Below are 15,501 nucleotides of genomic sequence, written 5' to 3'. Positions count from 1 at the left end.
AGGCACCGGATAAACCCACATTGTATGCCGATCGAAGCTGCTCGAACATGACGAAACTGTCATCCGGCGGTCAGGATTGCGTAGTGCGGCGAGTGGGAAAATGGCTGCCATACCAACTGACCAAGGAACATCATGCGCAAACCGATTGTTATCCTGATGACGACGCTGGCGACGCTGGCAGCGCTTCCGGCGGCGGCCCAATTTCGCGATTTGCCCGAATTGACGCTGGAGGCAGCTAACCGCCTGGCCGGCAGCGCCATCGAGACCTGCCGCAGCCAAGGCCGCGCGATCGTCGTCTCCGTGCTCGACCGGGGCGGCAACTTGGTAGCGCTGCAGCGTGCTGACGGAGTTGGCCCGCACAATATCGAAGCCAGCAGACGCAAGGCATACACCGCTTTATCGACCAAAAACGCCACGCTCGACCTGGCGCGCCAAGCGCAAGCCAATCCTGACGCCCGCAATCTGGCCACCTTGCCTGAATTGCTGCTGCTGGGCGGCGGCATACCGCTGCTGGTAGGCGCTCAGCCCGTAGGCGCCATCGGCGTCGCCGGCGGTGGCGGCGCGTCCAACGATCACGCCTGTGCAATAGCCGCCATCCGTACTCTGCCCGGCCTGGATCAGCCCCATCCCACCCTTTGATCCCTTCCACAACCATTTAGGAGAACAGCATGAAACGAATTAAACAACTGGTACTCGCTTGCGCCCTGGCCTCGACCACGGCCCTCGCGGCGGCCGCGCCCAACCCGCTCAGCGTCCATGTGCTCGACCTGCAAAGCGGCCAACCGGCTGCCGGTGTTGATGTCACCCTGGAGCAGCACGTGGGCGAACAGTGGCGCCAATTGAGCACCGGCGCCACCAACGCGCAAGGCCGGATTCCCGCCCTTTATCCCGCCGACAAAAAAATGACGGCCGGCGAATACCGGATTGTTTTCAACATCGGCGAATACTATGCGCGCTACGGGCGAGCGACTTTCTTTTCCCGCATACCTGTCGAGTTTAGCGCGGATGCAACGGCTGAGCACTACCATATTCCTTTGCTTCTGAGCCCGTTCGGCTATTCGACCTATCGCGGCAACTAAGGCTTATGTAGGCCGCGGCGCCCGGCCGCGGGACCTGGCACGGCAGCTGGGAGGGGTTTCAAGCCGGGTCGCCGCCGCCCTCGACGATGGCGTTCACTCGGTCGAGGAAGTCGATGTAGTTGATCGGCTTTTCGATATAGCCGTCGCAGCCGGCTTCCAGCAGCCGCTCGCGGTCGCCCTTCATGGCGAACGCCGTCAGCGCCACCACCGGCACCGCGCGGGTGCGCGGGTCGGCCTTGAGTATCCGGGTCGCCTCGATGCCGTCCATGCCCGGCATCTGGATGTCCATCAGGATCAGGTCGAGCCGCTCGCGCCGGGCGATGTCGAGCGCCAGCGGCGCCCGATCGGCCTCGAACAGGATGTGGCCGCAGCTCTCCAGCAGCGTTTCGATCAGCGTCATGTTGGCCGGCGAGTCTTCGACAATCAGTATGCGCGCCATGGCGCCCTCCTCAATGTGGGTCCGGCGCAGCGTCGCGCTGCTGCAGGGCGCGGTTCACTTCGCGCAGCAGTTGTTGGCGGTTGAAACTGTCTTTTCCCATGATGCGCAGCACCTGGCCGTTCAGGCGCACGCGCTCGGCCTGGCCGACCGTGGCGCCGCTCAGCACCAGCGTCGGCACGCCGGCCGTCTCGGGCAGCAGTTCCAGCGCGTCGACCAGCTCGAAGCCGCTGATGTCGGGCAGCAACAGGTCGACGATGACCAGGTCGGGCGGGTTGGCGCGCGCCAGCGCGATGGCGCTGTGGCCGTCCGGCGCACACAACACCTTGTAATTGAGCCCGCCGAGCAGGGCCGCCACCCGCGCGCTGGCGGCGACGTCCTCGTCGACCAGCAGCACGGTCGGCGCCGGCGCGCCGTCGCCGCCCAGGCCGAGCGCGTAGACGGCGTCGATCAGCGCCTGGTGCTGGATCGGCTTTTGCAGCAGTTGCGCCGCGCCCAGCGCGCAAGCCTTGAGTTCCTCGGCGCTCAGCGCGACGATCAGCACCGGCGTCGGCCCCAATAGTGGATTGGCCTTGATCTGTTCGAGCACGTCCCAGCCGCTGGCGCCCGGCAGCGCCAGGTCGAGCGTGATCAGGTCGGGAGCGCCGCGCTCGGCCAGCGCCAGCGCGCTGGCGGCGTCGGCCGCGACGACGACCTCGAAACCGATGCTGTCGAAGTTCCGGCGCAGCAACTCGGCGGCGTAGGCGTCGTCCGCGATCACCAGCACGCGGCGCCCGCGCGCCGGTTCGACCGCGTCGGCGCCGGCCAGCGCGCGCCACGGCAGCCAGACCGAAAACTGGCTGCCCAGCCCGACGCCGCTGGCGACGCCGACGGTGCCGCCGTGCAGCGCCGCCATGCGGCTCACCAGCGCCAGGCCCAGGCCGCTGCCCTCGTGGTGGCGCGCCATCGACGAGTCGAGCTGGCGGAAGCTCTGGAACAGGTGGCGCATGTCGTCCGGGTTGACGCCGATGCCGTGGTCGCGCACGCGAATTTCCAGCCACTGCTGGAACTGGCCAGGCGGCAGCGGCAGCACCCGCGCCGCCATGCCGGCCGGCGCGCCGTGGCCGACGCCGGCGCGCCCCAGGCGGTGCGCCGACAGCGTCACTTGGCCGCCGTCGGCGCTGAACTTGACCGCGTTCGACAGCAGGTTGTAGGCCATCTGTTTGAGCTTGCGCAGGTCGAACATGGCCGCTTCCAGCTCGCCGCAGGGCTCGAAGGCGAACGTCACGGCGCGCTTCGCCGCACCCTCCAGCACCAGGCTCAGGCAGCCGCGCAGCAGCGCGTCCGGCTGCACCGGTTCGAGTTCCAGTTCCATCTTGCCGGCTTCGACCTTGGACAGGTCGAGGATGTCGTTGATCAGCGCCAGCAGGTGCTTGCCGCTGGTGACGACGTGGCCGACACAGACCTGCTGCCTCTCGCTGAGCGGTCCCACCACGCCGCCGCGCAGCAGGTCGGAAAAGCCGATGATGGCGTTGAGCGGGGTGCGCAACTCGTGCGACATATTCGATAGGAACTCCGACTTGAGCCGGCTGGCCTCCTCCAGCTGGCGGTTCTTCTCGTCGATCTCGCCCTGGCGCTCTTGCAGCGCGCGCACCGCCAGTTCCAGGTCGCGGTTTTTCTGCTCCAGGATGGCCAGCAGCTCGGCGCGGCTGTCGGCCAGCGCGCGCGCCGCGCGCATCTCGGCGGCTTCGCGCTCCTTGGCGCCGAGTTCGGCGCGCACGCGCCGGCGATCGTCCTCGAATTGCTTGCGCCGCAGCTGCGCGCGCACGCGCGCCTTGAGCACGTCGAACTCGCTCGACTTGAGCACGTAGTCGTCGGCGCCGATGCTCAGGCCCTCGATCATGGCGTCACGGTCCTCCATCGCCGTGAGCATGATCAAGGGGATGTCGCGGGTGGCCGGGTCGGCCTTCAGGCGGCGGCAGGTCTCGGTGCCGCCCAGGCCGGGCATGATGCGGTCGAGCAGGATGCAGTCGACCGCCTGCGCCCGCACCATCCGCAGCGCCTCCTCGCCCGAGTGCGCCAGGATCACGTCGTAGCCCTCGCCCAGCAGCACCTCGGCCTGCACGCGCAGGTAGCTTGGGCTGTCGTCGACGGCCAGGATGCGGGTTGCGCCGAGCAGGCCGGCCGCCGGCTGGCAGGCGCCGTCGCCGGCCTTGCGCAGCACCGCCTCGAGCCGCGCCAATATCATCGCCAGGCCCTCGTCCTTGCGCACGAAGGCGTCGGCGCCGCTGTCGAGCGCGTTCAGCTCGGCGCCCTGCCGCTCGGACGCGGTCAGCAGGATACAGGGGAGGTGGCGCAGCGCCGCGTCCAGGCGCAACTTGCGCACCACGCCGTGGCCGTCGATACCCGGCAGGACGGCGTCGACCAGCACCGCCGCCGGCCGGTACTGGCCGATGCTGCGCAGGCCCTCCTCGCCGCTGGCGGCGCCGGCCACCGCGTAGCCGCGCGCGCGCAGCGCCTCGGCCAGCGCGCCGCGGAAGGTGGCGCAGTCGTCGATTACCAGGATCGTCGCCGGCGCCGCCGCGGCGGAGGCCTGCTCCAGGTCGGCGCGCGCCGTCAGGCTGTCGTCGACGATAGGGACAGGCGGCAGCGGGCCGGCGTTCATGGCGCCTGCGCCAGCGCGACCAGCGCCGGGCCGATGCCGGGCAGCGGCAGCACCCGCCTTGCCGTGTTCGGCAGCGCCGTCATACGGCCGGCTCCGCCACGCGGCTTTGCCAGACGCAGGCGGGGGCCCGGTCAAGCATGGACGCGGGCATCGCGGCGAGCGCCTCGAGCGGTAGCGGGCGCGGGGTGTCGCGCGCGTGGCGCAGCGGCAGCGCGCACGCCAGTTGACCGCAGCGGCACAGCGGGAACGACGTCGATAGCGCTGGCTCTGGCTCTGGCGCGTGCTGCACTGTCAGGCTCCCTGTTCGGCAGCGGCGGCGTGGGCCGGCGCAAAGTCGGTTTCGTCAATCAAGCGGGTTTATTTCCCAGCAATACTACACCCAGTCTTGCCCAACATAACTAATTTTCATCAAAATGCGGGCACCCCGGCGCGGAAAGAAAGTATCGACTATTGCGTGGGTAGTATCAAAGCCGGCGCGGGATCGTTGCTAGACTTTCCCCAACGGTGCCAGAGCGCATCGCCTACCCACAGACAAGGAGATTTCAATGAAGCTCGACACCCGCGCCAGCGCGCACCACGGCCGTCCGCGCGGCAAGGCAGCGGCGCCATGAACCGGCTTGCATCGAAACACGCGGTGCTGACCGGCGCCGGCGGCGGCATCGGCCTGGCGGTGGCCGAGGCTTACCTGGCCGAAGGCGCGCGCTGCAGCGTGGTCGACCTGGCGCCGACGCCGCCGGCCGCGGCGGCGGCACTGCTGGCGCGCTATCCGGACCAATTGTGCTACCTGGCCGCCGACGTGCGCGACGCCGGCTCGGTCGGCGCCATGCTGGCGGCCGCCGTCGAACGCCACGGCCCGGTCGACATCCTGTTCAACAACGCCGCCGTGTTCGACATGGCGCCGCTGCTGGAGTCGGACCTGGCGATGTACCAGCGCCTTTTCGACGTCAACGTCAAAGGCATGTTCATCGTCATGCAGCAAGTATTGCAAGGCATGGTCGACGCCGGCCGCGGCGGCGCCATCATCAACCTCGCGTCGCAGGCCGGACGCCGCGGCGAGGCGCTGGTGTCGCACTATTGCGCCAGCAAGGCCGCCGTGATCAGCTACACCCAGTCGGCCGCGCTGGCCATGGCGCCGCGCGGCATCCGCGTCAACGCCATCGCGCCGGGCGTGGTGGACACGCCGATGTGGGGCCACGTCGACGCGCTGTTCGCCCGTTACGAAAACCTGCAACCGGGTGAGAAGAAGCGCGCGGTCGGGCTGGCGGTACCACTCGGGCGCATGGGCACGCCGGCCGACCTGGCCGGCACGGCGATCTTCCTGGCCAGCGACGATTCGGCGTACATCACGGCGCAGACGATCAACGTCGACGGCGGCTCGGTGATGAGCTAGCCCTCCCCTTATCCATTAGTAGCAGCAACACCGCGGCGCCACCCCGGCGCCGCGGCGGTATCCTTACGTCCCGAGCAATTGTTTAACACATAGTCAACACATAAAAATATAACCAGGAGACACACCATGAATCGCACGATGTTGAAAGTTTTACCCGCCGCCATCACCCTGGCGCTGGCCTGCGGCAGCGCCGCCGCCGGCGACGAAGAAGGCTTCCACGGTTACTTCCGGGTCGGCGCCGGCAGCACCAGCGGCGCCGGCGGCCCGCAGGGTTGCTACGGCCTGGGCGGCAACACGATGAAGTACCGCCTCGGCAACGAATGCGACGCCTACTTCGAGGGCGGCTACACCAAGGAAATCGCGAAGAGCGGCGGCGTCAGCTACGTCGCCACGGTATGGGCCAACATCTACAGCCCGAACTCGGACTTCGGCGACAAGAAACTGGGCTTGAACAAGGCCTACATCGAGGCCAAGGGCCTGGACTTCCTCAACGGCGGCACCGCCTGGATGGGCAAGCGCTTCTACTACCGTCCCGACATCCACATGCTGGACCTGCAATACATCAACTTCAACGGCACCGGCGCCGGCCTCGACCAGATCCAGGCCGGTCCGGGCAAGTTCTCCTACGCCTTCTTCAAGGACAACGACACCAACACGCTCGACGCCAACGGCAAGGTGGTCGGCACGCCGTCGGCGATCCGCCAGAACTTCATCTACGGCGACGTGCCGCTCAACCCCAACGGCACCTTCGACGTCGCGGCCACCATCATCACCGCCGAGGGCAAGGACGACGACGCCCTGGGCCAGAAGCACAACGGCTGGCAAGTGTCGCTGTTCCACAAGCAAGCCAAGGTCTTCGGCGGCGCCAACACCTTCGGCGTGCAGTACGGCGTCGGCCCGGGCACCGGTATCGGCGTCGGCAATTCGCGCATGGGCGCCTCCGGCTACACCTCGCTGGGTTCGGACGTGAAACGCGTGCGCGTCTTCAACGACCTGTGGGTCCAGCCGACCGAGAACATGGGCATGGAAATGGTCGCCCTGGTGCAAAAAGACAAGTCCGACGCCGGCGGCTCGTCGACCTGGACCTCGCTGGGCGTGCGCCCGGTCTACGCTTTCAACCAGAACCTCAAGATGGTCGTCGAACTGGGCACCGACCGCGTCACCGACAGCCGTGGCCCGACCAAGCGCCTGACCAAGCTGACGCTGGCGCCGACGATCTCGGCCGGCCCCGGCCTGTGGTCGCGTCCCGAGCTGCGCGCCTTCGTCACCTACGGCAAGTGGAACGATGCGGCGACCGCCTCGGTCAACGCCTCCAACAACTCCGGCCCGATCTACAACAACAACACCAGCGGCACCTCGTTTGGCGTCCAAGTGGAAAGCTGGTTCTAAACTGTGGATAAAAAAATGCGCGCCCGGTTGGCGCGCATTTTTTTGGGGCTATTACGTGCCCGGCGTTGTTACTTCACGCCAAGCGGCAACTCTGGATACTCCTGGCTCAGCGCATATTTCACGCCGCCCACGGTGACGCTGTAATTCGACGGCCCTGAAATTGGCAGCCGGTAATTCAGCGTCAACGCCACCGACGCGCCCGGCGCCAGCGTTTGCCATGCCGGCAGCGCGAAGCGGGCGTGGTTGAAGTTGGCCTTGAAGCCACCGATATTGTTCGGCCCGGCATAACCGGCCACGGTGGTGGTCAATCCGAAACCGGACTGGTCGCTCAGGTCGGACGGCGCCGACACCGGGTAGTCGAACTCGAACACGGTGCCGCCCGGCAGCGTAACCGCCGAGTTGTTCTTGACCGTCATCACCGGATTGATCGGGTAGTTGCTGTCGCCCGGCTTCCACGAACCGAGCGTGATGCCAACGTTGGCGGCGCTGGCGGGCAGCGCTCCCTCGGCGCGCCTGTTGCCGTAAGGTCCGGCGGTCTTGAGCGCGTCATACAAGGTGTTGGTCAGCGTGTAACCCATGCCGTACTGGCCCTTGCCACCGTTCTTGCTCGCGTCCCAGGCATAGTCGCCGGCCATCTCCCAAATCATCACGCCACCGATATTGTTATTGATGATGTACTGCGCCTTGGCGCCGATCGATTGCGTGGTCTCGGTCGAGATAAACACTTTTTTGGTCGCGTTCCACAACCACGGCGCCGCCATCGTGCTGCTGTAGTACGGCACATAAGTGCCGACGATGGTTTTATCGGTGACTTTGTAGGCGTCCAGGTAGTCCGGAACGATGCCGTTTTGCAAGTTCAGCGCGTGCCACAACGGGTTGCCGCCGCCGGGCACGGGCTTGCCTTGGCTGTCGAGGTCGAACCAGACGTTGTCGATGCCGGTCGCGCCCATGCCGCAGGTTTTGACGCCTGCGCAGGTGACGGTGGAGCTGGTCAGCGCGGTGGTGCCCCACAGGCCGTTGGTGCCGCCGGTCACGTCTTTCCAGCCGCGGGTGTAGTACGGCACGCCGATGTTGATGCGCCCCGCCTGCATCGCGCCGCGGTAGTAGCGGTAGGCCCAGTCGGTGTTCAGATAGCCGATGCCTTGGTACTGGTAGGCGTTGCCGGCCTTCAGTTCGGCGTCGTTGCCGTCGTCAAACAGGGCGGCGTTGGGACCGACGTACTGGTTCCAGGCGCCGTGCAAGTCGTACGACATCAACGTGGCGTAGTCCAGGTACTGCAAGCCGGACATGTTTTCCTCGCCGCGCAAGATCCAGCCTGAAGCCGACCCGGCAATGGTCAACATATAATACTTGTTGTCCTGCACCGAGGCCGCGTCGAGCTTCTGGCGCACCGTTTTCAGCAGCACATTGTAGCTGGCCATCAGGCCGTTCAGGCGCGGTTTCGAGATCGCGAAGTCGATCGGGTTGCCGGCCTCGGCGTTGGTGGTCGGGTGCTCGTAGTCGACATCGATGCCGTCGAAGAAGCTGTACTGGCGCAGGAACGCCACCATCGAATCGGCCAGCGTGTTAATGCCGGCGCTGTTGAGCGAGCCGTCGGCGTTGGTGGTGGCGGTGTAGAAGCCGGTGCCGCCAGCCCAGCCGCCGACCGAGATCAGCACTTTGATGCCGGGGTGCTTTTTCTTGTACTGGGCCAGCAGGTTGAAATGCCCCTTGTACGGCAGCGACGGGTCCATCGCCGCCGCCGGCACGGCCGGCCAGGTCAGGCCGGTTTCCGGATTGGTCGGGCCGCTGCCGATGGCGATTTTGGAGGTGGCCGGATCGACGGACGCGAACGCGTAGTTGAGGTGGGTGATCTTGTCCCACGGCAGATTGTTGACCAGGTAGGCCGGGCTGCCGTCCACGCCGGTGCGCCAACTGGTGAAGTAGCCGATGATGCGGCGGTTCAAACCGTTGGCGAGGATTTCGCGGCCGTTGGCATCGTAGACTTTGCAGTACGGCACGCTGGCGACGCTGGAACTCAGACCGTCGGGACGACATGGCGTCGGAGTTGGAGTTGGAGTTGGAGTTGGAGTTGGAGTTGGAGTTGGAGTTGGAGTTGGAGTTGGAGTTGGAGTTGGAGTTGGAGTTGGAGTCGGAGTGGGCGTTGGCGTTGGCGTTGGTACGCCACAGCTGTCGGCGCTGACGCCGGTCCATGCTTGCTGCCAGGCCCAGCCAATGCCAGGCTCGTAAGCGGCATTTCCGGACGAGCACCAGCCGGCGACGGTGCAGCTGTAATTGCCGCCGGCGTGCGATACGGTTTGGCCGGCAATGTAGCTTGAGCCCGCAACGTAGGGCACGCAGTTCGGGGTGGGAGTCGGCGTTGGGGTAGGCGTCGGGGTTGGGGTCGGGGTCGGCGTCGGCGTCGGCGTACCCGACGCCAGCGCCCATGGGCCGGCCTCATTGGCCGCGCTCGGCACGTCCCCTTTCGTCCACCACTTGGCGTTGTACACCGCGCCCTGGTAGCTGGCGCACTGGCCGCCGGTGTAGACGGTGGCCGCATCCCAGTCCACGCAAGAGACCGTAGTCGAGGCCAACAGTTTGGTCTGCGGCCCGGTTTGCGCCTCCTGCCCGCCGCCGCAAGCGGCAAGCATGCCGCTCAGGATGGCCATCAATAATGCACTGCGTTTAGTATTCAATTTTGTCTCCACGTGGTTATAGTTTACGGCGAAGGAATGGCTTCCCTCTCCGATTCTCGGGACCCGGCCTTGCTCTGTTCACTCAAGAATTCATGGGCGGGGACGGCGCCGTTGCGTTGCCGTCCCCGCCTGCGCGGCTATTGCAGTTTTACGTTCCAGTTCGCTTCCACGCACTTGACGTAGTTGCCAGCGATGAGGGCGCTGTATGGGGTCTGGTAACTCACCAGCTGGCACTGGTTGTCGCCGCCCGCGCTCCAGTTCTTTTCCCAGTAGATGTTATAGGCAGCAGAACTAGACGGGCCAAAGCGCTGCATGTTGGCGCAGGACAATTGCTCGCCGCTATAGTCCCAGCCGAGGTCCGCGGCAAACTGCTTGAAGTAGTCGATACGGTTTTGCGCCGCCGGCTTTTCCGTGCCCAGTCCACATTCCGCGTTGATGATCATGATGGTGGTCGCGAAATTGTTGCCGGCGCCGGCAGTGCGGTCGGCCTGGTTTGGCACCCAGGTGCCGTCAAGCACATGCAACATCGACGGTTTCGGCGGCTGCGGGTAGACGAAGAAGAAAGTCGCCGACGCCAGGTTGAGCCAGGTCGACGCCACCAGATCCGGATTTTTCAGCAGCACCGACTGGTCGCCATTGTTCATCGCTTGCGAGAACGGTCCGTAGTTGTAGTTGTAGGACAGCTGTTTGGCGCCACGGCCGAAGTACTTTTTGAAGCTGCCGTCGGCGTTGACGCCGCACGTCCACACCTTGTTGAACACCGGATCGGCGCATTCGATGTTGTAGCCGCAGCCGGCGCCGGTTTCATCGCACCCCAGTTCGCGCAGGTATTTCAAGCCTTGGCGCCATTGCGGAAGCGGGCTGCTGGCGTTGTGGTCGCCCGTTTCTTGGCCGAAATGGGCGAACATGGTGGCTAAGGTGTGGCGGCAGATCGCATCGGCGTTGCGCCCATCGGAATAGTCATCGCATACAGCTGGAAATTTTGCCACCGACTGCAAAAATCGTTGATAGGTATAGCTTGGGTCGCGCGCGGCAAAATAGAAATCCCACTTCAGCGCCGGCAGCAGGCGCTCCACCCGCTTCACGTTGAGCGGATTGCCCGCCAAGCCCGCCTGCACCTTCTCGACATCGGCGTTCGGCAACGTACGGACCGAGGCTTTCACCTTGCGGAAGAAATCGCTATTCGTCAACAAGGCTTCGTTGGCTTCGGCCTGGGCCTTGGTGGGAATTCCAGGCGTTGGCGTGGGCGTTGGCGTTGGCGTGGGCGTTGGCGTGGGCGTGGGGGTTGGCGTTCCACTACAAGAATTCACTGCCGCCCAAGCTGACGAAGAAGCCCAGCCCTTCCCCGGTTCATACGCAGCACTCGATGACGAACACCAGCCAGCAACGATGCAACTGTAGAAGCTGCCAGCATTGGACACAACCTGCCCTACAGCATAATTTGTGCCGGCCGCATACACGGCGCAGCTTGGCGTTGGCGTTGGCGTCGGTGTCGGTGTTGGCGTTGGTGTTGGCGTTGGCGTCGGCGTTGGCGTTGGCGTGCCCGACACCAATTGCCACGGTCCGTTCGGATCGGCTTTTGGCGCCTCGCCCTGCACCCACCACTTGGCCTTGTAGACTATGCCTTGATACGTCGCGCATTGCGCGGCGACATAAATTTGGCTGGCACTCCATTCGGCGCAGGCTTCGCTGACAACACTACTGGCCAATAATTTTGACTGCGCCGGCGTATCGGACTGCGAACCGCCGCCGCACGCGGCAAGCGTTCCACCCAACAAGCCTGCTAACAACCTGCCCATTTGCTTTGTTTTCATTTGGTCTCCTGAACGTGCGACTAAAAACTATCTGAGTAGCTCTTTGATGTTGTTCGAAAAGAAAGCGCAATGAGCGGCCGTGGCTTTCTGCATAGAGAATGCGGCCATGGAAATTGGTAGTCAAGTGGTTTTTATTAAAATACAATGTTTCAATACCACTTTGTGCAAGCACGGTGCGATTTTTAATGTCTGGAGGGCCACCATACCGATTTTAAAAAGAAATGAGTAATTAATACCGCGTGCATCAAACCCTCAAACTGGTATGGACTGGTATGACAGCGGTCACGCCGTCTAGGCGCGACCGCGCGGGTCTGTCGGACAAGCTAGCGCGGCATGCGCATGCGCAGACGCCGCCAGCCGATGACGATGCCGCTAACACTGATGAGCATGCCGCCAACGCTGATGGCAATCATCCACAGGTCCCACCATGGACGCGACGCCAGCAAGGGTGTCCAATCCCAGCTGTGCAGCAGCGAAAACAGCCAACGCCCGACACGCTGGTGCGCGTCGACTTGCTTGACGACCGCGCCGCTGGCCGGGTCGATGTACAACCAGGTGGCGTGGGGGTCGTCGAACTTCAGGCGCAGCACCGGCAAGCGCTTTTGCCCGCCCGTCATGGTGTGGGCGACGCGGCCGTAGTAATAATTGTCGTATTCACCGAGTACGCTGGCCTGCGTGACCTGGTGCGGCGCCAACATGGCGCCACCCAGCGCCCGCATCGCCGCAATGCCGAACGCCTTGAACGGCAACGCCGGCCCGGCCCCTGCGGCAAGCAGGCGGGTGCGGCCCTGCCCGTCCGCCGCCAGGTAATAACCGGCGCCGTCGACGACGCGCCACTCCAGTTCGCGCACCTCAAAGCCGCTGTCGGCAAGTAGTTGCAGGGCCTGCCCGGCCGGCAGCGTGAAATGCGCGGCGTCCCAGTCGTGCCGTTGCGCCACCTTGGGCGCGCCGGAGTCCAACACCTTGAACGGATTCATCGACATCAGGCCGCTGAAGATGAAGGTCACGACCAGCGTGCCAAACACCAGGCCCAGCAGATGGTGCCAGCGCATCCACGGCGCCCGGTACGGCGAGCGCGAGCCGCTGCGAAAGCGCCCCGAAAAACGCCAGCGCCACAGCCCCACCAGCATGCCCAGCAAGGACAGCGCGGTGGCCGCCAGCGCGGTATAGACGACGATGTCGTTCCAGAAACGCTCGACGATGCCGCCGCGCAACGGATACAGCCAGTGGAGCCAGCTACCGACCCAGTTCCAGCCGCGCTCGTTCACGCTGGCGTCGCGCACCACCTCGCCGGTACGCGCCGAAACGTACAGGCGGGTCGATTCGGCGTCGCCCATCTGCACCCGATGCAACGGCCGCTGCCCATCCAAGTTCCTGGAATGGCTGAAGGCGTCTTCCGCCACCAGGTCCTGGTAGGCCGCCGGCACGCCCGGCATAAACGCCCGCGCGGCCGCCAGCGCGGCGGCGGCGTCGACGCTATCGACACGCCGGCCGCTGGCGCCGTCGAGCGCCACCACGTCCGCCTTGCCATAGTTGAGCAGCGCCAACGGCCGCCCGGCCACCGACGTCAGGCGCAGCGCGGTCGGCGCCCCGTTGTGGCCGGCGGCCCGCAGCCATTGTTGCAGCGACGCGCAGCAGCGCCCGCCGTCAAGCGCGGGCAGCGCGGCCAGCCGCTCCGCCTGCGTCAATTTTGGATAGCCGACGTACATCATCACCACGCCGGAGAAGAACCACATGGCCATGAACAGGCATAGCACAACGCCAAGCCAGCGATGCAGCAGGTACAGGGTGCGCTTCATATCGCCGCGCCGCTCAGAACCAGGATTGCAAGGTCAGGTCCAGCGAGCGCGGCGCACCCAGGTAAACACTGGCGCCGCCCACGTTCGCCGCGTAGACCTTGTCGCCGGCGTTTTTCAGGCGCGCGGTAAGCTTGGTGTTGCGCTGCAACTGGTAGCTCAGGCTGGCGCCAAACACCGTGTAGCCGGCGTCGCTGACGGTGTTGGCCGTGTTGCCAAAGCGCCGGGACAGGTGGCGCGCGTCCGCGCTCAGTTGCAGCGCCGGACTCACGTTCCAGCTCAGCCAAAAGTTCGACACCCACGCCGGGATGTTGGCGGGCACCTTGCCGGCGCGCGAGACCGCCTGGCCGCCGACGTTCTCGACAAAGGCGTCGTATTGCGCGTCGGTATAGGCCAGGTTACCCTGCAGCAGCCAGTTCTGGTTCAGCTTGAACGAAGTGGCCGCCTCCACGCCGCGGGCCGATTGCTGGCCGACCGGCAGCGTGACGCCGGGATGGTTCTGGTCGGCGATCGCCAAGTTGCGGCGCGACAGCTGGTAGGCCGCCAACGTCGCGCTGCCGCGTCCGCCGAGGTAGTCGAACTTGCTGCCGACCTCGACCTGGCGCCCGGTAGTCAGCTCGGAGCCGCGCGCCTGGCCGTAGGAGATCGAACTCAACAAGCCGGCAGGCGGATCGGCCGCCGTGCTGTACTGGACATACATGTTGGCGTGCGGCGCCAGGTCGTACACCAGGCCCAGGCGGCCGGTGGTGGGCGCGTAGTCGTGCTTGAAATAGGCCGGGCTGGCGGCGCTGGCAAGCTTGTGATTGATCACTTCGATGTCGATGCGGTCGTGCCGCAAGCCGCCCACCAACGCCAGCGCCGGCGTCAGCCGCAGGCGATTTTCCAGGAACAAGGCCAGGGTCTCGACCTTGTTGGTGCGGTCCGGCGTGAAACCCGGCTTCATGCCGGGCACGTCAAAGAAGTTTTCCGTCGCGAACACGACCGGGTTGACGGTGCTGACGGTGCCCGGCAGCGACAGCGGGAAGCGCGTCTGCGTGTTGCGGCTGTAGTCCAGACCGGCCGACCAGTCCGCCTTCATGGCGCCCAGCGCGCCCTTGTGGACCCACTCGACGCGCTCGCCGCTCAGTTGCTGATCGTGCCGCTGCAACAAGGCACCGGAGCGCACCACAGCCGTGTTGGCCGCGTTGAAAACATAGGTTTCCACGTTGCGGTAATCGCGCAGGGCGTCGTAATGGTAGACGGTGTTCTTCAGCGTGGTCTGCGGCGACAGGCGGTACTCCAGCAGCGAACGGGTCCACTGCACGGTCTGCTCGTATACGCCGTCGGCGGCATTGTAGTTCTTGAAGCGGGTGGCCGGGTCGATGCGGCCGTCGCCGCCAAGCGGATTGAGCAGCGGCGTGCCCCAGTACGGCCGGTCGACCTTTTCGCGCTGATATTCCAGCGCCAACGTGTGCGACAGGCGCGGGCCGAAGTCGCTCAGCAGCGAGGCGGCGGCGTTCAGCGCGGCGCGCCGCTGGCCGTCCACATAGCCGTTGCTGTGGCTGCGGTTCAGGTCCAGGCGCACGGTGTGGCGCGCGCCGCCGGCCGCGCCGATGCCGCGGTTCACGCCCAGCGCCAGGTCGGCGTTCGAAAACGAGCCGTAGCGGGCGCGCAGCTCCAGCGCGTCGGCGTCGCGCTGCGCCAGTTTCGTCACGTAATTGATCGAGCCGCCGACGGCGCCGGCGCCGAACAGGTAGGTCGACGGCCCGCCGACCACCTCGACCCGGTCGTAGATCCAGCTGTCGACCGGGCGCGCGGCGATGGCGTCGTATTGCGCCGTGATGCCGTTGAACAACTGGGTCAGGCTGGACGCGCCGAAGCCGCGGTAGTACACCGAGCCGGCCGCCCCCGGCGGCGACGCCGCGCTGACGCCGGGCACGCCGGCCAGGATTTCCTGGGTGTTGTCGGCGCCGCGCAGTTCGATGCTGGCGCGGTTGACGATGGCCACCGAGGCCGGCGTTTCGCGCGGCGTCAGGCCCAGGCGCGAGCCGGTGGTGTTGGCGTCGTCCAGCGACAGCTTGTCGCCGGCGCGGGCGGCGCTGACGGTGATGGTCGGCATGCTTGCAGCGTCGGACGGGATGGTTTCGGCGAAGGCCGGCGCGCACAGGGCGGCGACGGCGGCGGCGACTACGGTTTTGTTGACGTTCATATTAAAGCGACCTCGAAACTAGAAAATGCAAAGGGCGGCAAGGCGTGCGCGCACGGGCGCGCACACCCCATCGGCCGGCGCGCAAGGCGC

10 protein-coding genes are annotated in these 15,501 nt (G+C 65.7%); 4 read left to right on the top strand and 6 right to left on the bottom strand.

Going from position 1 to position 15,501, the window contains the following annotated elements:
* The first annotated feature begins 132 nt into the window (after nt 1–132).
* Together ACFDR9_RS05195 and uraH are read left to right on the top strand one after the other, a co-directional pair.
* On the top strand, nt 133–639 hold the full coding sequence (locus tag ACFDR9_RS05195) for a GlcG/HbpS family heme-binding protein (RefSeq protein WP_409030285.1): 507 nt from the start codon (nt 133–135) through the stop codon (nt 637–639).
* A gap of 29 nt (nt 640–668) precedes the next feature.
* Nucleotides 669–1,079: a hydroxyisourate hydrolase gene (uraH, locus tag ACFDR9_RS05190; protein ID WP_409030284.1), complete on the top strand. Its 411-nt coding sequence runs from the start codon at nt 669–671 to the stop codon at nt 1,077–1,079.
* Nucleotides 1,080–1,137: 58 nt separating this feature from the next.
* Here the strand turns inward: uraH and ACFDR9_RS05185 are convergent, their stop codons facing one another.
* Nucleotides 1,138–1,518 carry a response regulator gene (locus ACFDR9_RS05185; RefSeq protein WP_409030283.1) on the bottom strand — a complete coding sequence of 127 codons (381 nt, stop codon included), beginning with the start codon at nt 1,516–1,518 and terminating at the stop codon, nt 1,138–1,140.
* Between the two features lie 10 nt (nt 1,519–1,528).
* Nucleotides 1,529–4,159: a response regulator gene (locus ACFDR9_RS05180; protein ID WP_409030282.1), complete on the bottom strand. Its 2,631-nt coding sequence runs from the start codon at nt 4,157–4,159 to the stop codon at nt 1,529–1,531.
* A gap of 607 nt (nt 4,160–4,766) precedes the next feature.
* On the opposite strand from ACFDR9_RS05180, the gene ACFDR9_RS05175 reads away from it, so the two are divergent.
* Both ACFDR9_RS05175 and ACFDR9_RS05170 read left to right on the top strand, forming a co-directional pair.
* Complete coding sequence (locus tag ACFDR9_RS05175) at nt 4,767–5,549, top strand: L-iditol 2-dehydrogenase (protein WP_409030281.1); 783 nt, start codon at nt 4,767–4,769, stop codon at nt 5,547–5,549.
* Nucleotides 5,550–5,675: 126 nt separating this feature from the next.
* Nucleotides 5,676–6,938 (top strand): maltoporin, encoded by a 1,263-nt coding sequence (locus ACFDR9_RS05170; RefSeq protein WP_409030280.1) that lies wholly within the window; start codon nt 5,676–5,678, stop codon nt 6,936–6,938.
* 68 nt (nt 6,939–7,006) lie between these two features.
* On the opposite strand, the gene ACFDR9_RS05165 is transcribed toward ACFDR9_RS05170, so the two are convergent.
* From ACFDR9_RS05165 to ACFDR9_RS05150, 4 genes are all read right to left on the bottom strand, one after another.
* Entirely contained in the window at nt 7,007–9,613 is a 2,607-nt protein-coding gene (locus tag ACFDR9_RS05165; protein ID WP_409030279.1) for a chitinase C-terminal domain-containing protein, read from the bottom strand.
* A gap of 137 nt (nt 9,614–9,750) precedes the next feature.
* The gene (locus ACFDR9_RS05160) at nt 9,751–11,427 is read right to left on the bottom strand and encodes a glycoside hydrolase family 19 protein (RefSeq protein WP_409030278.1); all 1,677 of its coding nucleotides are present in this window, start codon (nt 11,425–11,427) and stop codon (nt 9,751–9,753) included.
* A gap of 323 nt (nt 11,428–11,750) precedes the next feature.
* Nucleotides 11,751–13,226 (bottom strand): PepSY domain-containing protein, encoded by a 1,476-nt coding sequence (locus ACFDR9_RS05155; RefSeq protein WP_409030277.1) that lies wholly within the window; start codon nt 13,224–13,226, stop codon nt 11,751–11,753.
* A gap of 13 nt (nt 13,227–13,239) precedes the next feature.
* Entirely contained in the window at nt 13,240–15,411 is a 2,172-nt protein-coding gene (locus ACFDR9_RS05150; protein WP_409030276.1) for a TonB-dependent receptor, read from the bottom strand.
* Nucleotides 15,412–15,501: the final 90 nt, after the last annotated feature.

The organism is Janthinobacterium sp. CG_23.3 (assembly GCF_046115965.1).
In the GTDB taxonomy this organism is placed as follows: Bacteria; Pseudomonadota; Gammaproteobacteria; order Burkholderiales; family Burkholderiaceae_D; genus Janthinobacterium.
Note: the sequence above shows the minus strand (reverse complement) of the source record. Positions and strands in the feature narration are given on the sequence as shown.